General features: G+C 63.7%; 19 protein-coding genes and 1 tRNA gene. 9 read left to right on the forward strand and 11 right to left on the reverse strand.

Features of this window, described 5'->3' with window-relative positions; translation table 11 throughout:
• Positions 1-98: 98 nt before the first annotated feature.
• Positions 99-3,617, reverse strand: coding sequence for a DNA-directed RNA polymerase subunit beta (rpoB, locus tag J5251_RS19085; protein ID WP_139005724.1), 3,519 nt, complete (start codon positions 3,615-3,617; stop codon positions 99-101).
• A gap of 515 nt (positions 3,618-4,132) precedes the next feature.
• On the opposite strand from rpoB, the gene J5251_RS19090 reads away from it, so the two are divergent.
• The gene (locus J5251_RS19090; protein WP_208574867.1) at positions 4,133-5,332 is read left to right on the forward strand and encodes an acetyl-CoA C-acetyltransferase; all 1,200 of its coding nucleotides are present in this window, start codon (positions 4,133-4,135) and stop codon (positions 5,330-5,332) included.
• Between the two features lie 3 nt (positions 5,333-5,335).
• Entirely contained in the window at positions 5,336-5,815 is a 480-nt protein-coding gene (locus tag J5251_RS19095) for an aminoacyl-tRNA deacylase (RefSeq protein ID WP_139005722.1), read from the forward strand.
• Between the two features lie 76 nt (positions 5,816-5,891).
• Here the strand turns inward: J5251_RS19095 and rplL are convergent, their stop codons facing one another.
• From rplL to J5251_RS19110, 3 genes are all read right to left on the reverse strand, one after another.
• On the reverse strand, positions 5,892-6,269 hold the full coding sequence (gene rplL, locus J5251_RS19100; protein WP_074701263.1) for a 50S ribosomal protein L7/L12: 378 nt from the start codon (positions 6,267-6,269) through the stop codon (positions 5,892-5,894).
• A 74-nt stretch (positions 6,270-6,343) separates the two neighbouring features.
• Complete coding sequence (gene rplJ / locus J5251_RS19105) at positions 6,344-6,946, reverse strand: 50S ribosomal protein L10 (RefSeq protein ID WP_074701262.1); 603 nt, start codon at positions 6,944-6,946, stop codon at positions 6,344-6,346.
• 257 nt (positions 6,947-7,203) lie between these two features.
• Positions 7,204-8,304 (reverse strand): GNAT family N-acetyltransferase, encoded by a 1,101-nt coding sequence (locus tag J5251_RS19110; RefSeq protein ID WP_240793114.1) that lies wholly within the window; start codon positions 8,302-8,304, stop codon positions 7,204-7,206.
• A gap of 137 nt (positions 8,305-8,441) precedes the next feature.
• Between J5251_RS19110 and J5251_RS19115 the strand changes: the two genes are divergently transcribed.
• Positions 8,442-8,909, forward strand: a complete 468-nt coding sequence (locus tag J5251_RS19115; RefSeq protein ID WP_205676825.1) for a hypothetical protein — start codon at positions 8,442-8,444, stop codon at positions 8,907-8,909.
• 134 nt (positions 8,910-9,043) lie between these two features.
• Here the strand turns inward: J5251_RS19115 and rplA are convergent, their stop codons facing one another.
• The 5 genes from rplA to J5251_RS19140 all read right to left on the reverse strand — a co-directional run bounded on the left by rplA (position 9,044) and on the right by J5251_RS19140 (position 11,900).
• Positions 9,044-9,751, reverse strand: a complete 708-nt coding sequence (gene rplA, locus J5251_RS19120) for a 50S ribosomal protein L1 (protein WP_139005720.1) — start codon at positions 9,749-9,751, stop codon at positions 9,044-9,046.
• Positions 9,752-9,923: 172 nt separating this feature from the next.
• Entirely contained in the window at positions 9,924-10,355 is a 432-nt protein-coding gene (gene rplK, locus J5251_RS19125; RefSeq protein WP_074701258.1) for a 50S ribosomal protein L11, read from the reverse strand.
• A 125-nt stretch (positions 10,356-10,480) separates the two neighbouring features.
• Positions 10,481-11,335 (reverse strand): transcription termination/antitermination protein NusG, encoded by an 855-nt coding sequence (nusG, locus tag J5251_RS19130; protein ID WP_139005719.1) that lies wholly within the window; start codon positions 11,333-11,335, stop codon positions 10,481-10,483.
• Between the two features lie 107 nt (positions 11,336-11,442).
• Entirely contained in the window at positions 11,443-11,712 is a 270-nt protein-coding gene (gene secE, locus J5251_RS19135) for a preprotein translocase subunit SecE (protein WP_083339782.1), read from the reverse strand.
• Between the two features lie 115 nt (positions 11,713-11,827).
• Positions 11,828-11,900: transfer RNA gene (locus tag J5251_RS19140), tRNA-Trp, on the reverse strand.
• 294 nt (positions 11,901-12,194) lie between these two features.
• Here J5251_RS19140 and J5251_RS19145 point away from each other — a divergent pair.
• Positions 12,195-13,403 carry a pyridoxal phosphate-dependent aminotransferase gene (locus tag J5251_RS19145; protein ID WP_139005718.1) on the forward strand — a complete coding sequence of 403 codons (1,209 nt, stop codon included), beginning with the start codon at positions 12,195-12,197 and terminating at the stop codon, positions 13,401-13,403.
• A gap of 60 nt (positions 13,404-13,463) precedes the next feature.
• Here the strand turns inward: J5251_RS19145 and J5251_RS19150 are convergent, their stop codons facing one another.
• Both J5251_RS19150 and J5251_RS19155 read right to left on the reverse strand, forming a co-directional pair.
• Positions 13,464-14,114 (reverse strand): LuxR C-terminal-related transcriptional regulator, encoded by a 651-nt coding sequence (locus J5251_RS19150; RefSeq protein WP_139005717.1) that lies wholly within the window; start codon positions 14,112-14,114, stop codon positions 13,464-13,466.
• Complete coding sequence (locus J5251_RS19155; protein ID WP_139005716.1) at positions 14,111-15,478, reverse strand: ATP-binding protein; 1,368 nt, start codon at positions 15,476-15,478, stop codon at positions 14,111-14,113. The genes J5251_RS19150 and J5251_RS19155 overlap by 4 nt, the downstream gene beginning before the upstream one ends.
• A gap of 134 nt (positions 15,479-15,612) precedes the next feature.
• On the opposite strand from J5251_RS19155, the gene J5251_RS19160 reads away from it, so the two are divergent.
• The 5 genes from J5251_RS19160 to J5251_RS19180 all read left to right on the forward strand — a co-directional run bounded on the left by J5251_RS19160 (position 15,613) and on the right by J5251_RS19180 (position 19,657).
• Positions 15,613-17,106: a PspC domain-containing protein gene (locus J5251_RS19160; RefSeq protein ID WP_139005715.1), complete on the forward strand. Its 1,494-nt coding sequence runs from the start codon at positions 15,613-15,615 to the stop codon at positions 17,104-17,106.
• Complete coding sequence (locus J5251_RS19165; protein WP_139005714.1) at positions 17,103-17,342, forward strand: hypothetical protein; 240 nt, start codon at positions 17,103-17,105, stop codon at positions 17,340-17,342. Before J5251_RS19160 ends, J5251_RS19165 begins: the two co-directional genes overlap by 4 nt.
• 32 nt (positions 17,343-17,374) lie before the next feature.
• Positions 17,375-17,632 carry a PspC domain-containing protein gene (locus J5251_RS19170; RefSeq protein WP_139005713.1) on the forward strand — a complete coding sequence of 86 codons (258 nt, stop codon included), beginning with the start codon at positions 17,375-17,377 and terminating at the stop codon, positions 17,630-17,632.
• A gap of 249 nt (positions 17,633-17,881) precedes the next feature.
• Positions 17,882-18,910 carry a 6-phosphofructokinase gene (locus J5251_RS19175; RefSeq protein ID WP_139005712.1) on the forward strand — a complete coding sequence of 343 codons (1,029 nt, stop codon included), beginning with the start codon at positions 17,882-17,884 and terminating at the stop codon, positions 18,908-18,910.
• Positions 18,911-18,946: 36 nt separating this feature from the next.
• The gene (locus tag J5251_RS19180; protein ID WP_139005711.1) at positions 18,947-19,657 is read left to right on the forward strand and encodes a GNAT family N-acetyltransferase; all 711 of its coding nucleotides are present in this window, start codon (positions 18,947-18,949) and stop codon (positions 19,655-19,657) included.

A 19,657-nucleotide genomic window follows, 5' to 3' on the forward strand; every position in this document is an offset into this window, starting at 1 on the left:
CTTGTTCTCTAAATCTGAATGTCTTGTGTCGGGTACGGAAAGAGGTACGACGGCGGTAGCCGGCACGGGTTCCGAAGGTTCCGTGCCGGTCCGCTCATCTAGACCTCTTCGACGGAGCTGGGCTCTGCGCGGGACAGATCGATACCCAGTTCCTCCGCGGCCCGGAAGACTTCTTCATCCGAGTCACGCATTTCAATCGTGGTGCCGTCCGTGGAAAGGACTTCCACGTTCAGGCACAGCGACTGCATTTCCTTGATCAAGACCTTGAAGGACTCCGGAACACCCGGTTCGGGGATGTTCTCGCCCTTGACGATGGCTTCGTAGACCTTGACGCGGCCGTGGATGTCGTCGGACTTGATGGTCAGCAGTTCCTGCAGGGTGTACGCGGCACCGTAGGCTTCCAGAGCCCACACTTCCATTTCGCCGAAGCGCTGGCCACCGAACTGGGCCTTACCACCAAGCGGCTGCTGGGTGATCATGGAGTACGGGCCGGTGGAGCGTGCGTGGATCTTGTCATCGACAAGGTGGTGCAGCTTCAGGATGTACATGTAGCCCACGGAGATCGGGTCCGGGAACGGCTCGCCGGAGCGGCCGTCGAACAGACGCGCCTTGCCGGAGGAACCGATCAGGCGATCGCCGTCGCGGGTCACGTTGGTCGAGTCCAGCAGACCGGTGATCTCATGCTCGGAAGCACCGTCGAAGACCGGGGTGGCCACGGTGGTTGAACCACTCTGGCGCGGCAGGTTCGGCAGGTTCTTGACCCAATCCGGGTCCCCTTCGATGGTCCAGCCTTGCTTCGCGGCCCAGCCAAGGTGGATTTCCAGTACCTGGCCGACGTTCATACGGCCCGGAACACCCAGCGGGTTGAGGACGATGTCCACCGGAGTGCCATCTTCCATGAACGGCATGTCCTCGATCGGCAGGATCTTGGAGATGACGCCCTTGTTGCCGTGGCGGCCGGCGAGCTTGTCGCCGTCCGTGATCTTACGCTTCTGTGCCACGTAGACGCGGACCAGCTGGTTCACGCCCGGGGGCAGTTCGTCGTCGTTGTCGCGCTCGAAGATGCGCACGCCGATGACCGTACCGGACTCGCCGTGCGGAACCTTCAGCGAGGTGTCGCGGACTTCGCGCGACTTCTCACCGAAGATGGCGCGCAGCAGGCGCTCTTCGGGGGTCAGCTCGGTTTCACCCTTCGGGGTCACACGGCCAACCAGGATGTCGCCTGCTTCGACCTCGGCACCGATGTGGATGATGCCGCGCTCGTCCAGCTGGGAGAGGACCTCTTCGCTCACGTTCGGGATGTCACGGGTGATTTCCTCGGCACCAAGCTTGGTGTCGCGGGCGTCAACCTCATGCTCCTCGATGTGGATGGAGGTCAGCACGTCGTCGGAGACGATGCGCTGGCTCAGGATGATCGCGTCCTCGTAGTTGTGGCCTTCCCAGGACATGAACGCAACGAGCAGGTTCTTGCCCAGAGCCAGTTCGCCCTGGTCCGTGGAGGGACCGTCGGCGATGATGCTCTTGACCTCCACCCGCTGGCCCTCGGCAACCAGCACGCGCTGGTTGTAGGCGTTGCCCTGGTTGGAGCGCGCGAACTTCATGATCGGGTAGTGCGTCTCGGTGCCGTCGTCGTTCAAGGTGGTGACCATGTCAGCCGAAACCTCGGTGACCACACCGGCCTTGGCGGCAACCACGGAGTCACCGGCGTCGACAGCGGCGTAGCGCTCCATGCCGGTACCAACCAGCGGAGCTTCCGAACGCAGCAGCGGCACAGCCTGGCGCTGCATGTTCGCACCCATGAGGGCGCGGTTGGCGTCGTCGTGCTCGAGGAACGGGATCAGGGCGGTTGCCACGGACACCATCTGGCGCGGGGAAACGTCCATATAGTCGATCTCGGCCGGCTCCGTCAGGATCGGCTCGCCACCGCCACCGCGTTCGCGGCAGAGGACCAGCTCTTCGGAGAAGCGGTTGTCCTCGTCCAGCGGCGCGTTGGCCTGGGCGATCACGGCCTCGATCTCGTCATCCGCGGTCAGGTAGTCGATCTGGTCGGTGACCAGGCCGTCCACGACCTTGCGGTACGGGGTCTCGATGAAGCCGAAGGCGTTGATGCGGCCGTAGGAAGCCAGCGAACCGATCAGGCCGATGTTCGGGCCTTCAGGGGTTTCGATGGGGCACATACGTCCGTAGTGCGACGGGTGGACGTCACGGACTTCCATGCCTGCACGGTCACGGGACAGACCACCCGGGCCCAGCGCGGACAGACGGCGCTTGTGCGTCAGGCCGGCCAGCGGGTTGTTCTGGTCCATGAACTGGGACAGCTGGGAGGTTCCGAAGAACTCCTTAATGGCTGCCACAACGGGACGGATGTTGATCAGGGTCTGCGGAGTAATGGCCTCCACGTCCTGGGTGGTCATCCGCTCGCGGACGACACGCTCCATACGGGAAAGACCGGTGCGGACCTGGTTCTCGATCAGTTCACCGACGGCGCGGATGCGGCGGTTGCCGAAGTGGTCGATGTCGTCGACCTCGACGCGGATCTCGTGGTCCTCGCCGTCACGCTTGCCCGGAATGGACTTCTCGCCGGCGTGCAGGGCTACGAGGAACTTGATCATGGCGACAATGTCGTCATTGTTCAGAACAGATGCGTCCGGATCATCCAGCGGCTTGTCGATGCCCAGCTTGCGGTTGATCTTGTAGCGGCCAACCTTGGCCAGATCGTAGCGCTTCGGGTTGAAGTAGAGGTTGTCCAGCAGGGACTGGGCAGCTTCCACGGTGGGCGGCTCGCCCGGACGGAGCTTGCGGTAGATGTCCAGGAGTGCGTCTTCCTGGGTCTCGGTGGTGTCCTTCTCCAGCGTGGCGCGGATGGAGTCGTACTCGCCGAAGGTCTCCAGGATCTGGCCTTCGGTCCAGCCGAGGGCCTTCAGCAAGACGGTGACGGACTGCTTGCGCTTGCGGTCGAGGCGTACGCCGACCTGGTCGCGCTTGTCGATCTCCAGTTCGAACCATGCACCGCGGGACGGGATGATCTTGGCGGTGAAGATGTCCTTGTCACTGGTCTTGTCGGCGGAACGCTCGAAGTAGGCGCCCGGGGAACGGACCAGCTGGGAGACGACAACGCGCTCGGTGCCGTTGATGACGAAGGTGCCCTTGTCGGTCATCAGCGGGAAGTCGCCCATGAACACGGTCTGCTGCTTGATTTCGCCCGTGTTGTTGTTCATGAACTCCGCCTTGACGTACAGCGGAGCGGAATAGGTGGCGTCGCGGTCCTTGCACTCCGCCATCGTGTACTTCGGGTCAGCGAACTCCGGCTCGGAGAAGCTCAGGGACATGGTGCCCTGGAAGTCCTCGATCGGGGAGATCTCTTCGAAGATGTCCGCCAGACCCGACGTCGTGGCCATGCCCTTCTGGCCTTCGGCCAGCGCCTGCTCAAGGCGGGTCTTCCAGCGCTCGTTGCCGACCAGCCAATCGAAGCTGTGGGTCTGCAGGGCGAGAAGATTGGGAACGTCCAGAGGTTCGTGAATCTTAGCGAATGAGATCCTGCGGGTGGCGCCATCGTTCGATGAAGCGTCAAGCAGGCTGTTAGCGGTATCAGTATTAGAGGTGCTCGAGGCGACCAAGAGAGGGATCCTTCCACAGACCTTCAGGCTTGTACGCGCTTCCGCACTACCGGCATCATGAGATGCCAAGCACAACCAGACCGGATCCGCTATATGATCCAAGCCCGCCCGGATTCCTGTTAAATACAGGAAGGCGTGGCAAAGCCCACCGCTATATGAAGGCTGAAGGTTAAGAGGGAAGACGCAGATTTATACTCTACGCCACGTCCCCTAAATTGTCCAGCAGGCAGACTATCCCGTTGCCTGTCTGCGCCGGTGAACTGCTTCCGGCGTGTCGGGCGGCGGAAGCCGAATCGTAATCTCCGGCGCCGGCCCTGCTCCCCTGCCAACGGAGCGCTTTGTCTTCCGCGCGGCTCCCCTGCAGCAGCTTCCCTGCTTATCCTGCGGCGGCCATTCTGCGGAACATCTGCGGCTGTTGCCGCGTTCCACAGATTGGAAGCATATCGAACTCCCGCGCCAGCTAACTGTAGCCTGTCGGGAACAGCTATTTCAAGGATGAAAGCGAGCACAGGACAGTGTCAGGTAACAGAAACGACGTGGTAATTCTCGGCGGTGCCCGCACTCCGCAGGGCCGGCTCAACGGACAGCTGGCGGGTTTCAGCGCCGTCGAGCTCGGCAGCAAGGCCATCGCGGCGGCCCTCGAGCGCTCCGGCGTGCCGGCGGAGAACGTCGACTCGGTCATCATGGGACAGGTCATCCAGGCTGGCGCCGGGCAGAATCCGGCCCGCCAGAGCGCCATCGGAGCCGGCATCGGGTGGGACGTTCCCACCGTGACCATCAACAAGGTGTGCCTCTCCGGCCTCGCGGCGATCACCGATGCGGCCCGCTTGATCCGCGCGGGCGAGGCAGAGGTAGTAGTTGCCGGCGGCCAGGAGTCCATGACCAACGGACCGCATGTCCTCCCCGGTTCCCGGCAGGGCTGGACCTACGGCAACATCAACGTCATCGACTCAGTGGCCCATGACGGGCTGACCGATGCTTTCGACCACGAGTCGATGGGTGCCTCAACGGAACGGCGGAATACCGAACTGAGTATCGACCGCACCGCCCAGGACGAAGTGGCTGCGGCATCGCACCAACGCGCCGCCGCTGCCGCCGAATCCGGTGTGTTCGATGCGGAGATCGTCCCCGTCACGGTCCCCCAGCGCAAGGGCGATGATCTGGTGCTGACCAAGGACGAAGGTATCCGCCCCCAGACCACGGTGGAATCGCTGGCGCCGCTGAGGCCGGCCTTTGACAAGGACGGCACCATCACGGCAGGCAACTCGTCACCGCTTTCCGACGGCGCAGCCGCCGTCGTGCTGGCGACCCGCGGTTATGCCGAAGACAACGGACTTGAGTGGCTCGCCGTCGTCGGCAAACCCGGCCAGGTGGCCGGGCCGGACACCTCCCTGCATTCACAGCCGTCCAATGCCATTGCTCAGGCCCTGAAGCGCGCCGGCTGGAGCACCTCGGACCTAGACTTCATCGAAATCAACGAGGCCTTCGGTTCCGTTGCCGTGCAGTCGCTGAAGGATCTGGATTACCCGCTGGAGAAGTGCAACCTCCACGGCGGCGCCATCGCACTGGGGCATCCGATCGGAGCCTCCGGCGCACGGCTGGCGCTGCATGCAGCCCATGAGCTTAAGCGCCGCAGGCAGGGCAAGGCCGCCGTTTCGCTGTGCGGCGGCGGAGGCCAGGGCGAGGCGCTCCTGCTGTACCGCGACGAGGAGTAGCCGGTGACTGACATTGCCACCGGCAAGGACAGGTTCCTAGCCGACGCGGGCGACCGCGAGCTGGACGTGGAATTGATCGCACGTCCGGCGGCTCGGAGCCTGGTGGAGGCGGCGCAGCTGCTCGGGATCGCACCCGCTGATATCGTCAAGTCGCTCGTGGTGAAGCACAAAGACGGCACGTTCCTGTTCGCGCTGATTCCCGGGGACCGGCAGATCTCCTGGCCGAAGCTGCGCGCCTTGCTCGGGGTGAACAAGCTGTCGATGCCTGCTGCCGACGTCGCCTTCGAGGCGACCGGCTATCAGCGCGGTACTATCACGCCGCTGGGCAGCACCACGGCCTGGCCGGTCTATGCCGATGCCGCGATCACCGGCCGGCGCATCTCCATGGGTGCCGGTGAGCACGGCTACTCTGCCTTTGTGGATTCTGATGCTCTGATCAAGGCGCTGAACGCTACTGTCGCGGATATCAGCGATCCGGAATAACGCCTCGGCGTTCCGCCAGAGCAGACAAAAGAGCCCCGCACCTGAGTGCGGGGCTCTTTTGGGTGTTGCGAAAAGCTTACTTGACCGTGACGGTGGCGCCGGCAGCTTCGAGAGCTTCCTTGGCCTTGTCGGCAGCTTCCTTGGTTGCACCTTCGAGAACAGCCTTCGGAGCGCTGTCGACAACGTCCTTGGCTTCCTTCAGGCCCAGGGAGGTCAGGGCGCGAACTTCCTTGATCACTGCGATCTTCTTGTCGCCAGCAGCTTCGAGGATAACGTCGAATTCGGTCTGCTCTTCAGCAGCCTCAGCGGCGCCACCGGCGGCGGGGCCAGCAACGGCAACGGCAGCAGCCGTAACGTCGAAGGTCTCTTCGAAGAGCTTCACGAAGTCGGAGAGCTCGATGATGGACAGTTCCTTGAAAGCTTCAATGAGCTCTTCGTTGGTGAGCTTCGCCATGGTTGGCGTCCTTCCTATAGGTGGTGTTCAGCGCATTGGCCGCGCACCAAGAGTTGTGGATTGGGAAGAGAGTTTTACTTCTCTTCGGCAGCAGCCTCGGCCGGAGCCTCGGTTGCCTCGGCAGCGGGAGCTTCTTCAGCAGCAGGTGCTTCTGCGGCCGGAGCTTCGGCAGCAGCAGTGTCTGCCGCACCGCCGTTCTCCTCCTGCTTGACGCGCAGTGCCTCGACAGTGCGGGCCAGGGCAGCCATCGGGGCCTTGAGGACGCCGGCAACGCGTGCCAGCTGGAACTCACGGGACTCGAGTGCGGCCAGCGCTGCAACACCGGGTGCGTCCAGGGCTTTGCCCTCGAAGAAACCGGTCTTGATGACGAGCTGCGGGTTGGACTTTGCGAAATCCGTCAGGGACTTTGCGGCTGCAACAGCGTCACCCTTGATGAAGGCGATAGCAGTGGGTCCGGAGAGCTGGTCATCGAATGCATCGATGCCGGCTTCCTTGGCTGCAATGCCAGTCAGGGTGTTCTTGACGACGGAGAACTTGGTCTCCTGGCCGAGAGAAACACGCAGCTCCTTGAGCTGTGCAACGGTAAGCCCGCGGTATTCGGTTAGGACTGCAGCGTTGGATTCCTTGAAATCAGTGGTGATCTCTTCAACTGCTGCCACCTTGTTTGGCGTTGCCATAACCCTCCTTCCGGGGAATAGTGCCGGTGGTTCGGGTCGCACGCATAAAAAACGCCCCGGGCAGATGCACGGGGCTTGGCCTTCACAGATCCGGCAGCACCGGATATGGAGGATTGCTTCGTTCACCTGCGCAGGCCGTCCCAGGCATGGGACTTTCGGTTGAATTCTTAGGGGAAATCAACGACCGACGGTCTTTGGTAGTTCAAGCTTACGCGAAGGGTTGGCCACGTCCAAATCGGCCATACCGTGGCAACCGGTCAGGCGCCGGCGCCCGCCTTTTTCTGCCATGCCGCCTCATACCCGGCAGGGACAAACCCCAGGGCATCGTTGATGGTGAGCATGTGCTGGTTCTCGGCAGCGTTCCATGTCAGCAAGCGCTCCCCCTCAGGCCATAGCCTGCCGACCCGCAGCAGGTTATGCGCCTTCATCAGCATGCCCAGGCTGTGGCCGCGGTGGGCGCGCAGGACGAGGGTGTCCTCCTGGTAAATAACGTCCGGCTTCTCCGGGTAGTAATCCAAAAAAGTATGTCCGGCGAGTTCCCTACTCGGGACATGCAGGGCCGCGGTGACGAGGGAGTGGCCACCTTTACGTCGAAGTTCCTCTTCGCCTTGGCGTACCCTCGCGCGGTCCCAGGCTTCCTCCTGATAATCAATCTCGCCCAACGGCACATCCGTGCTCATTCTCTGCCGCAGCAGGGCATACTGGTCGACGAATTCCTCCGGGCAGGCGTCTTCCCAAACCACCAGCCGGTAACCGGTGGCCTTCGCAGCAGCCAGCGACTCCAAGGACTCCACCCTGGCGGCTTCCACCGGACGAGCGAGGACACTGAAGCGCTCAACCTGCTCCAGTTCATACCCGTTGTTCCGAGCGAAGCGGACGGCCGCCGAACTTCCCGGCAACGATCCCGCACCCGTCTTCGGCCGCAGGACATCCGCCGCTTCCGGGTCAAAGCCAGCAGGGTGTTCACTATAGGACTGCAGCACTCTTCTGCCGTGGTCTTGGGCGGAGGCCTCGGCAGTCCGCAGCAGTTCGCGTGCGATCCCCTGTCCGCGGAAGCCGGGATGGACCATGACGTGCACGAAGGCGTTGTGCAGGTTGTCCTGTTTCGTCATTTCCAGGACGGCACGGCCAACGTGCCTGTCCCCGTCTTTGGCCGCCCACAGCAAGGACTGCTCGTAATCATTGGGACGGGCGCCCTCCAGCCGCGCGGCAGGGCTGACCCACAGGTCATTATTGCCCCACAGCAGGCCGGTCACCAGGTTGGCCAGCTCAGAGGATGCAACGAAATCCTCTGCATCCCTGGCTTCCAACGAGTCGGGAATGCGGATGGACTGCATGGTGACCGACGTCGTCGACATGGCGTCCCTCGCTCGAGTAATTGACCTTCCTCAATCAGATTACCTGCTCCACTAATTCGATGCCAGCGGCATCAGGCTTTTCCGACAAAGCCTTTTCCGGGTTCGCCCCGACGGCCCTACCATGCAGTATGGAGCTCTTGACCGCACGCGCTGGAAAACGAGCACTGGCGCACATCGGCCGCGGCATGCTGGCAGGAATGGTCGGGACCGCGGTCATGACAGCTTTCCAGAGGCTGGTGGAAATGCCGATCACTGGACGCCCGGAAAGTTATGCGCCCGCAGAGCTGGCGGAGAAGTTCCTGCCGGTGAAGGTCAAGTCCATCCGCGGACGTAAACTGCTGAACTACAGTGCGCATTTCGCCATCGGAGCTATGTGGGGAGCAGCATACGGAACCGCCGCGGCAGTGGGGTGGCGCGGCCAGAAGGCCATCAATACCGTCTTCGCCGTTGTATACGGGGGTGAGCTGCTGGGCGGATCGCTGTCCGGTTTCTCCCGGCCGTCCGAATGGAGCGCACAGGACTGGGCCGTGGACGTCGTGGACATCTATGTCCAGGCCCAGGCGACGGGGCTCGTCTTTGACCGCGTGCTGGTAGCCAAGTCCTAGCCGGTTGCCGGCAACAGTGACCGGCGCCCTGGCCGGGTCAGTGCCCGCTTGGGTCAGCGCCGCTTAAATGAACAGAACGGCCACAGCGTGATGCTGGGCCGTTCTGTTGTGGAAAATCCGGAAGGATTGCTTCCTTAGGCTTCGGTGGAAACCTTGGTGACGTTCGGGTCCATGGAGATGCCCGGGCCGAAGGTCGTCGCCACGGTGGCCTTCGAGATGTAGCGGCCCTTGGAAGCGGACGGCTTCAGGCGAAGCACCTCTTCCAGTGCGGCTGCGTAGTTCTCCACCAGCTTGCTGGTATCGAAGGACACCTTGCCAATGATGAAGTGAAGGTTGGCGTGCTTGTCGACGCGGAAGTCGATCTTGCCACCCTTGATGTCATTGACAGCCTTAGCCACATCAGGGGTCACGGTGCCGGTCTTCGGGTTCGGCATCAGGTTACGCGGGCCGAGAACCTTACCGAGGCGTCCAACCTTGCCCATCAGGTCCGGGGTTGCCACGGCGGCGTCGAAGTCGGTCCAGCCGCCCTGGATCTTTTCGATCAGGTCATCGGAACCAACGAAGTCGGCGCCGGCCGCGATTGCGGCTTCAGCCTTGTCACCGGTGGCGAAAACCAGGACGCGGGCGGTCTTACCGGTGCCGTGCGGCAGGTTGACCGTACCGCGGACCATCTGGTCAGCCTTGCGGGGGTCGACGCTGAGGCGCAGTGCAACCTCAACGGTGGCGTCGAACTTGGAAGGATTGCTTTCCTTCGCCAGGGTGATTGCCTCGACCGGGGCGTACTGCTTGTCCGCCTCGATCTTGGCTACAGCTGCCTCATATGCTTTGCTGCGCTTTGCCATCTGCTTTTTCTCCTTGTGCAGTTGTGGTCTGCGGACCGCGCCCGGCCCTGCCACTACGACGGCGTTGCCACCTTCAAAAGGTGGCGTTCGGCGCCGTCGTTCTTTAGTTTTGTCTTGTTTGCTTTCCGGCCTCGGAAAACCTCAGGCCTTTCAGCGTAAACGCCTAGGGGAATTAGCCCTCGACAGTGATGCCCATGGAGCGGGCGGTGCCGGCGATGATCTTGGCAGCAGCCTGGATGTCGTTGGCGTTGAGGTCATCCATCTTGGTGGAAGCGATCTCTTCAACCTGAGCCTGGGTCAGCTTGGCTACCTTGGTGGTGTGCGGGGTTGCGGAACCCTTCTGCACGCCAGCAGCCTTCTTGATCAGTTCTGCAGCCGGCGGGGTCTTGGTGATGAAGGTGAAGGAACGGTCTTCGTAAACCGTGATTTCAACCGGGATCACATTTCCGCGCTGGGCTTCCGTAGCGGCGTTGTACGCCTTGCAGAATTCCATGATGTTGACACCGTGCTGACCAAGTGCCGGACCAATCGGCGGTGCCGGGTTAGCGGCGCCTGCCTGGATCTGCAGCTTGATGAGGCCGGTGACCTTTTTCTTCGGGGCCATATCGGGTCCTTCTCTAATTTACGTACCGCAGACACAGGAGCGTGCCGGCGGCGGTTTGGCCGCCATGGCGTGGCGGCCGCCCGCGCAGGTCCGGCTAAAGCGGGCCGGGCTGCGCGAAGTCTTTACTACTGGATCTTGGTGACCTGGTTGAACGAGAGCGTCACCGGGGTCTCGCGCTCGAAGATGGTCACCAGTACCACCAGCTGCTGGGATTCCGGCTTGATCTCGGAGATCGTCGCAGGCAGGGTCTCGAACGGACCGTCGTTGACCGTGACCGATTCGCCGACCTCGAAGTCCACCGTGATGGGAGCCGAGGGCTGGGCGGCCTTGGTGGGCTTGCCACCCTCGGTCTTGCCTGCGGTGACGGTGTGCTCCAGCATGGAGAACACTTCGTTCAGGCTCAGCGGAACCGGGTTGTGGGCGTTACCAACAAAGCCGGTGACACCGGGAGTGTGGCGTACGGCGCCCCACGAAGCGTCCGTCAGTTCCATGCGGACCAGCACGTAGCCGGGGATGCGCACGCGGTTGACGATCTTGCGCGTGGTGTTCTTGATCTCCACGACCTCTTCCATGGGGACCTGGATCTCGAAGATGTAGTCCTCCATGTTCAGGGTCTGGATACGGGTCTCCAGATTGACCTTCACACGGTTTTCGTAGCCAGCGTACGAGTGGATAACGTACCAGTCACCCTCCTGGCGGCGCAGCTTCGCGCGGAACGCCTCGACCGGATCCTCTTCAGGGGCCGCGGCGGGCTCCACTGCGGAAGCCTCTGCGTCGGGCTCATCGCCTTCGGCCGGCTCTTCGCCTTCGGCCGGTGCGGTTTCAACGGTTGCTTCGTCGGCCGGTTCCGTTTCCTCGGAAACTTCCCCGGGAACGTCGGAAGCCGGTGCCTGATCGGCACCGGTCTCAGTAGCCTGATCCTCGGCTTCCAGATCAGCGGTTTCCTCGGTGGTCTGCGACTCGAGTTCCTGCTCGGACACTTAGCTTCCTGCTTTCTTCTTCAGCTCTTTTGATTCAATGGCGCCTGATCCTCAGGCCCGGCGCGTTGCCGTCTCCGGTGCACACGGCAGAATCCTGAGCAAAGACGCTACCGTTCGGGCGCTCCGTCACCGAAGATGTAGAGCGAGCCCTGGCCGAAAGCCAGATCCAAAACTGTCACGATCAGCATCATGATGACCACGAAGGCGATCACCACGAGGGTGTAATTCAGCAGTTCCTTGCGGGTAGGTGTGACCACCTTTTTCAGCTCACCGATTACCTGGCGGACGAACAGGACGATCTTGCCGAAGAATCCGCGCTTGTCGGACTTCCTGCCTGAGGGGCGTCCCTTGGAGCTGTTGGCAGCCGTTTCGGTCAACCTGTGCCTCACTCATCTAGTCCGGTACACGGCCCGCCGGCGGAGGCCGGCAACGCCGCTAGCTTCATACTTTGAATTGCTGAACTGCTGCTTCCCGTCCCAAGACGGTTATGCGCAGGGCAGACAGGACTCGAACCTGCAACCTGCGGTTTTGGAGACCGCTGCGCTACCAATTGCGCCACTACCCTATGCGTTGAAACCAAGAGGCAAGCTCCCGGAATACGGGCGCAAACCATCATGGCGTTTTTCAACACCGAGGTCTAAGTCTACGTCAGGGAAACCCTCACGTCGAACCAGCCCTCATGCCGCCTTCACCAAGCGACTCTCCATTATGCAACATTTCCGGCGTCGTTATTAAACCGAACGGCTTGCAGGGCATTCATCTAAGCGCTTTTCCCGGCATAGAGCAGGACAGGCCGCGGGGCAAGCCCCTAAACTGGGCCATGGACCATTTGTTCTGACGCCTCAAAGACGGGAAACCCATGCCTGCCAACGCGCGCATCTCACAGCGCATAGCCTCCATCGCCGAATCCGCCACCCTGGCTGTTGACGCAAAAGCCAAGGCACTGAAGGCAGCCGGGCGTCCGGTCATCGGCTTCGGCGCAGGCGAGCCGGACTTCCCCACCCCGGACTACGTTGTCGAGGCCGCCGTGAAGGCCGCCCGCGAGCCGCGGTTCCACCGCTACTCCCCCGCCGGCGGGCTTCCGGAGCTGAAGCAGGCTATTGCCGAGAAGACGATGCGGGACTCGGGATACCAGGTGGATCCCGCGCAGGTGCTGGTCACCAACGGCGGCAAGCAGGCCGTCTATGAATCCTTCGCCACGCTGTTGGATCCGGGGGACGAGGTTCTGGTGCCGACCCCGTACTGGACCACCTACCCGGAAGCAATCCGGCTTGCCGGCGGTGTCCCGGTAGAGATTTTTGCCGGCCCCGAACAGGGCTATCTGGTGAACATCGACCAGCTTGAAGCAGCGGTGACCAAGAACACCAAAGTCCTGCTGTTTGTTTCGCCGTCCAACCCCACCGGTGCCGTGTACTCGCCGGATCAGGTTGCGGAAATCGGCCGGTGGGCTGCCTCCAAGGGCTTGTGGGTCATTACCGACGAAATCTACGAACACCTCACGTACGACGGCGTGCCGTTCACTTCCATTGCCACGGCAGCTCCGGAGCTCGGCGACAAGGTTGTGATCCTCAACGGTGTAGCCAAGACCTATGCCATGACCGGCTGGCGGGTGGGCTGGATGGTCGGCCCAAAGGATGTCATCAAGGCCGCCACCAACATGCAGTCCCATGCCACCTCCAACGTCGCGAACGTCTCGCAGATGGCGGCGCTGGCCGCCGTCTCCGGGCCGCTGACGGCGGTGGACGAGATGAAGGTCGCCTTCGACCGCCGCCGCAAGGCCATGGTCGACGGGCTCAACGCCATCGAAGGTATCGAATGCCCGACGCCGAAGGGCGCCTTCTACGCCTACGCGGATGTCCGCGGGCTGCTGGGCAAGGAGATCGACGGCGTCCGCCCGTCCACCTCTGCCGAACTGGCTGCGCTGGTGCTGGACAAGGTGGAGGTAGCCATCGTTCCCGGTGAAGCATTCGGCCCCTCCGGCTTCGTACGCCTCTCCTACGCGCTCGGCGACGAGGACCTGGCCACCGGCATCGGCCGCCTGCAGGACTTCCTCGGTACCGCCAAGTAAGCACTGTTCACCGGGGTGCCGGCCTTCTTGGGAAGGCCGGCACCCCGTCTTTAACCCTGTTCAGAGAATACGGCGGTCCACGGCCCAGCGCGTCAGCTCGTGGCGCGAGGACAGCTGCAGTTTGCGCAGCACCGCCGACACATGGGTTTCCACGGTCTTGATGGAGATGAACAGCTCCTTGGCCACCTCCTTGTAGCTGTAACCGCGGGCGATCAGCCGCATGACCTCCAGCTCGCGGGCCGAGAGCTTGTCCAGCTCGTCGTCAACGGAAGCAACAGCGGCGGTGCCGAAGGCATCCAGCACGAATCCGGCCAGCCGCGGAGAGAAGGCCGCATCTCCCCCGGCTACCCGGACCACCGCATCCGAAATCTCCGCTCCCGAAATGGTCTTCGTGACATAGCCGCGCGCACCGGCCCGGATGACGGTCACAACGTCCTCGGCGGAGTCTGAAACACTCAGTGCCAGGAACCGGGTGGTGGCCAGCAGATCCGCACAGCCGGCGACCACTTCGGCACCCCCGCCACCGCGGCCGCCGGGCAGATGCACATCCAGAAGAACGACGGCGGGCCTCACCTCATGGATGACGGCAATGGCTTCGTCCACGGTTGCAGCCTCCGCTGCGACGTCGATCCTGGAATCCAGGTCCGCCTTCAATCCCGACCTGAAGATGGCGTGGTCATCGACCACGACGATGCGGATGGGGTCGGTCATGAATGGTTTCCTTCCTCAGGATGCTTCAGGCTCAAATGTACTTCGGTGCCGTTCCCGGTGTTGCGGATACGGGCCTCACCGCCATGGCGTTCCATCCTGCGGATCAAGGATTCCCGGACGCCGAGCCGGTCCGCGGGCACATTGGCGAGGTCGAAACCCGGCCCGCGGTCGCGGACAAAGACGTCCGTGCTGCCCGGTGTCTTTTCCAAGTAGACCGAGATGCTGCCGCCGGCGTGCTTGGCCGCGTTCTGCACAGCTTCCCGGGTGGCATGGATCAGGGCTTCGTGCTGTTCCGTCAATGGCGTATCGCCCACCGCCACGACGTCGATCGGGTGTCCGTACGCGTCCTCGATTTCAGCCGCGACGGCTTTGATCCGGTCCACCAGATTGCCTTCCTCCTTGCGCTTGTCCCGGTACAGCCATTCGCGCAGTTCGCGTTCCTGCGCACGGGCCAGCCGCGTGACGTCCTGTTCGGAGGCGGCCCGGTTCTGGATCAGGGCCAGCGTCTGCAGCACCGAATCGTGCAGGTGCGCGGCAATTTCGGCCCGTTCCGTCTCCCGGATCCTGCCGGAGCGTTCGGCTTCGAGATCGGTCCAGTACTTTACGACCCACGGAGCCAGGACCAGGCCGACGCCGGCCAGGACGGCGAGCGTGGCCAGCAGCGTCGGCCACATCACGTCCCAGCTGATCGAACCGGAGATCAGAATGAAAATCCCGACCACCACGAAAACGAGTCCCGCGATGAGCCGTACCAGTCCCTGCGCGCCGGTGGCCCCGGCACGGTCCATGATGCCGCTGCGCCTGGAATTATCCAGCTGCATCCAGGCCAGCACGGCCCCGGTGACGATGGCGAGCATCGGCAGCCAGGTTTCCCACGGGACGTTGAAGCCTGCCAACTGGGCGACGAAGGCTCCGCCGGCCAGGACCAGCGCTGCGCCGATCGCAATCTCCCAGCCGCCGCGCTGCATGAGTTCTGCCGTGCGGGTCCTGCCGCTGGGGCCAGCCGCAGCCCCGGCTGTGGCAGCCGGGTTGCCGGCCGGGCGTTGCCGTGGCGGTACACCGGTTCCCGGCTGAGGGCCGGACGGCGTCGGCATCACCGCTGGCCTTGGTCCGCCGAAGTTGCGGGCGAAGTTTCCGGCGATGTTGCGCGGGTTGAAGGCCGCGTTGTCGGCCCTGGCCGCCTCGTCCGCCGTCGGAACCAACAGCCAAAGCCAGGCATAGAGCAACAGCCCGGCCCCGCTGGCCAGGGTAAGTACGGCCATCGAAATCCTGACCACCTTGACCGAAAGCCCCAGATGGGCAGCCAGCCCGGAGCAAACGCCCGCAATGATGCGGTCGGCGGGACGGATAAGAGGTGCGTACATGCCTTAATCCAAGCACGCCAGGCGGCGGGTCTGAACCTATCCGCGCGGATCTCAGGGCTCCTCGGCTACCGGTCAGGGAAGCTTCAGGGTAGCCCCCCATAGAACCAACCGGCGCGGCTTGGAATGATCGAACTATGACCTCACACCCCTCTGAACCATCCCGGCCGGAAGGCTCCACGGACCGTCCCGGCGATGAGGAGGCCCGCGCCACGGAATCGCCGGCGCCTCCTGCCTACACGCCCCCGCAGCCGTCCGGCAGCAACAGCTTCTTCGACTGGTTCCGCAGCTTGGGCACGCCCCGCGGACAGGACCGCTGGGTCGGTGGCGTGGCCTCCGGCATCGCCCACAGGGTCGGACTCGATCCGATTCTGGTCCGCGGCATTTTCGTGCTGCTGTTTATCTTTGGCGGCATCGGCGTCCTGCTGTACGGCCTCGCCTGGGCACTGCTGCCGGAAACTGACGGCAGGATCCACGCCGAAGAAGCCGGTCGCGGCCGCTGGACCTCGGGCATGACCGGAGCACTGATCATCACCGTCCTCGGGCTGTTCGCCTGGCCCTTCGGCTTCTTCTCCGAGGGCTGGGACTTCGGCGGCTTCCTGTGGGCGGTGATCTGGCTAGGGGCCATCGTCTATTTCATCTACTGGCTCGCTACCCGTAACCGCAGCACACCGCCGCCGGCTTACGGCCCGTACGGACCTGCGCCGCAGGGCTTCGCCGCCCCGGGCGCTCCCGGAGCTCCGGTTCCGCCTGTTTACGGCCCGTCCGCCGGTTCAGCCTATGCTCCGCCCGGTGACGGCGTGACCGGACGGGAGCAAAATCCGACCGTCCCGCTGGGTCCGCTTGGCATGCCGCACACCGCCGCCGGCGATCCCTCCGCCATGGGATCCAGGCCGGCAACGGAACAGCAGTGGCCCGGTTACACACCCCGGCCAGTTCGTCCTCCGGTGCCGCCGAAACCCCGGCGGCGTGGTCCCTCCGGTGCCGATATCGCCCTCACACTGGGGGCAGCGCTGCTGGCCGGCGGCATCCTGCTGGCACTGAACCAGCTGGGCTACCTCACCCTGGCCGGCGCCTGGCTGCCGGTAGCGACAGCGGTCGCGCTGTTGTGCATCGGCCTGGGCATCGTGGTTCTGGGCATCCGCGGCCGCACCTCGGGCGTCCTCGGGTTCCTGGCCGCCGTCGGCGTCGTTCTCTCGCTGATCTTTACCGCCGGTGTGCAGTGGCAGACCGCCAACTATGCCGTCGGGACGACCACCACGTGGACTCCCGAATCGGGGGCACCCGCCAGCGAGGGCTACAGCATCGTGGCCAGCAACGGAACCCTGGATCTGACCGGTGTCACCGCCAGCACCTTCGGCGGCCCCGTGGTCGTGCCGGTGAACGCGGCGGCCGCGTCCGTAACGGTGATTGTGCCCGAAAACGTTCCGGTAGAAGTCAAGGCCGCGATGGCGATGGGCAACGTCGAATATGAGGCGGACGGCCAAAGCCGGCAAACCGCGGGCATGTGGCAGCCGCGCTCCTTCATCATCAACGACGACGGCGCAGGACCGGACATCATCCTGCAGATCAAAGGCGCTGCCAGCGATGTGAACATTGTTGAAGCGCAGGGAAGGGAAGGCTCGCAATGAGCACTGAATCCAACAACGGCGGCATCACCGGACCGAGCACGGGAACCATTGTCTGGGGCCTGATCGCGATAGCAGTGGGCCTGCTGGTCCTGCTCAGTGCGCTCTGGGACATCAGCTTCAACGTCGGCCACGTCCTGATTGCCCTGCTGATCGGTTCCGGCATCGCGCTGGTGGCCGGGGGCATCTGGAGCGTGCTGCGCAACAAGGACAATTCGGCCGAGGCCGACGACAAGTGACAATCAGTCCCAAACACGAAAGCATTGATCCCATGGACACCCTTTACAAGACTCTCCGTTCCATCCCGGTCCGCCGCGGCCCCAACCGCTGGGTAGGCGGTGTCTGCGGCGGCATTGCCGACAAGTTCGGCTGGGACGCCACCGTGGTCCGCATCGTTACCCTGTTGCTCTTCCTCTTTCCCGGTATCGGTGTCGCCGCCTATCTGGTGGCCTGGCTGCTGCTGCCCAAGTATGACGGCAGCATTGCCCTGGAGAAGTTGCTCCAGAGCAAGGGCATCCGCCGCCGCTGAGCGCAGTCATCGCCGGCTGCTGCCGCTGGCTTTCGCCGCCAGCTCCTGCCCCAATACGGCCGAATGAAGGTCCCCGCGAGATCCGCCGCGGGGGCCTTCTGCTTTTCCGGTGCGGCGATTTTTTACCTTTGCGGCAGGCGCATGCAGCGTCAGGGGTGCCCTCGCCGGTGGAGTTGCCTAGAATCGAAGGGAGCCCGACGGTGCGCTCTGGAGACGATCGGCAATTCCCGCGACGAAAGTTGGACCTGAGTGAAAATCGGCATCATGACCAGCGGCGGCGACTGCCCCGGCCTGAACGCTGTGATCCGCGGCGTCGTGCTCAAAGGCATCAAGTCCTATGACCACGAGTTTGTCGGCTTCCTCGACGGCTGGCGGGGTGTGGTCGAGGGCGACATTATCGACCTGCCCCGCCATCGCGTGCGCGGCATTTCCAAACAGGGCGGCACCATCCTGGGCACATCCCGCACCAATCCCTATGACGGGCCCAACGGCGGTCCCGAGAAGATCGCGGCCACGCTGGACCGCCTGGGTGTGGATGCGCTCATCGCCATCGGCGGCGAAGGGACCCTGGCGGGCGCGCGGGAACTGACGGACGCGGGCCTGCCGATTGTCGGAGTCCCGAAGACCATTGACAACGACCTTGACGCCACGGACTACTCGTTCGGTTTCGACACCGCCGTCCAGATCGCTACCGAGGCCATCGACCGGCTGCGCACCACCGGCGAATCGCACCACCGGTGCATGATCGCCGAGGTCATGGGCCGCCATGTCGGTTGGATTGCCCTGCACGCCGGCATGGCCTCCGGCGCCCATGCCATCCTCATCCCGGAGCAGAAGGTGACCACCGCCCAGGTCGCCGAGTGGGTCCGCGAGGCCCACGACCGCGGGCGCGCCCCCTTGGTAGTGGTGGCCGAAGGCTGGGTTCCGGAAGGCGACGCCGAGCCCTGGGCCGAGCGCGGCACGGACGCTTCCGGCCGTCCCCGGCTGGGGGGCATCGGTGAACACCTCGCGCCGGAAATCGAGGCCCTGACCGGAATCGAAACCCGGGCCGCGACCCTGGGGCACATCCAGCGCGGCGGCGTCCCCTCCGCCTACGACCGCGTCCTGGCCACCCGGCTCGGCATGGCTGCCGTCGACGCCGTTTCGGACAAGCGGTGGGGAACCATGGTCTCCCTGCACGGCACTGACGTCGTCGTTGTTCCGTTCGAAGAGGCGCTGGGAAACCTCAAAACCGTGCCGCAGCACCGTTACGACGAGGCCGCAGTTCTCTTTGGCTGAGCCTGTGGGGAACTGTGTAGATATAGGGTGGCAAACATGAAACTGGACTCGGGCACCGCGGATATTGTGATGCTGGCTTGGGCACGTATGCTCGGCTTCGAGGATTCCGCCTTCGCGTCGCCGTCGGGCCGGTTGACCCGGATAGATAACGACGCCGACACCCTCACCTTTGTGCGGCTGTTCGGCAGATCGGCACTGGTCGGTCCGGAATGGGCCGTTGAGGCCGCGGCAGGCCATTCCGACGCCGAGCTGGCCGAGTACCAAACGCTGCTCCAGCTGACCAAGGGCCACGGCGGCCACGGCCTGGGCAAGTCCCAGCTGTACTTCGCCGATGACCTCCCGATGGTCCAGCCGGACGAAGAAGTCACGGTTTCCACCGCCGTTCAGGAGGCCTCCCGGCTGGAGTCGCTGTGCCCGCCGGATGACATCCACGAGGTGGCCCTGTCCGCGATGGACAAGTCCTTTGTCCTGGTCAATGGAACGGAACCGATTGCCGGTTCCGGCTATAAGGAGTGGCAGCAGATCCTGGGCCATATCGGTGTGCTGACCGCGCCGAGATACCGCCAGCGCGGTATCGGAACCTTGATCGGGGCCATAGCCGGCCACGAGGCACTCACGGCCGGACTCATCCCGCAATGGCGCTGTCACGAAACGAACGAGGCCTCACGGGCCACCGCACTGGCACTCGGCTTCATCGAATCCGGCACGCAGACCTCTGCGCACCTGCAGACAAGGGGCCAGGACTAA

It is taken from the genome of Arthrobacter crystallopoietes (assembly GCF_017603825.1).
GTDB lineage: Bacteria > Actinomycetota > Actinomycetes > Actinomycetales > Micrococcaceae > Crystallibacter > Crystallibacter crystallopoietes_B.

Coding starts and splice junctions, on each gene's coding strand:
- rplJ (WP_074701262.1), bottom strand. CDS start 6,946: ATGGCAACGCCAAACAAGGTGGCAGCAGTTGAAGAGATCACCACTGAT.
- J5251_RS19150 (WP_139005717.1), bottom strand. CDS start 14,114: ATGACCGACCCCATCCGCATCGTCGTGGTCGATGACCACGCCATCTTC.
- rplK (WP_074701258.1), bottom strand. CDS start 10,355: ATGGCCCCGAAGAAAAAGGTCACCGGCCTCATCAAGCTGCAGATCCAG.
- J5251_RS19145 (WP_139005718.1), top strand. CDS start 12,195: ATGCCTGCCAACGCGCGCATCTCACAGCGCATAGCCTCCATCGCCGAA.
- J5251_RS19165 (WP_139005714.1), top strand. CDS start 17,103: ATGAGCACTGAATCCAACAACGGCGGCATCACCGGACCGAGCACGGGA.
- J5251_RS19155 (WP_139005716.1), bottom strand. CDS start 15,478: ATGTACGCACCTCTTATCCGTCCCGCCGACCGCATCATTGCGGGCGTT.
- J5251_RS19180 (WP_139005711.1), top strand. CDS start 18,947: ATGAAACTGGACTCGGGCACCGCGGATATTGTGATGCTGGCTTGGGCA.
- J5251_RS19110 (WP_240793114.1), bottom strand. CDS start 8,304: ATGTCGACGACGTCGGTCACCATGCAGTCCATCCGCATTCCCGACTCG.
- J5251_RS19170 (WP_139005713.1), top strand. CDS start 17,375: ATGGACACCCTTTACAAGACTCTCCGTTCCATCCCGGTCCGCCGCGGC.
- J5251_RS19160 (WP_139005715.1), top strand. CDS start 15,613: ATGACCTCACACCCCTCTGAACCATCCCGGCCGGAAGGCTCCACGGAC.
- rplL (WP_074701263.1), bottom strand. CDS start 6,269: ATGGCGAAGCTCACCAACGAAGAGCTCATTGAAGCTTTCAAGGAACTG.
- rplA (WP_139005720.1), bottom strand. CDS start 9,751: ATGGCAAAGCGCAGCAAAGCATATGAGGCAGCTGTAGCCAAGATCGAG.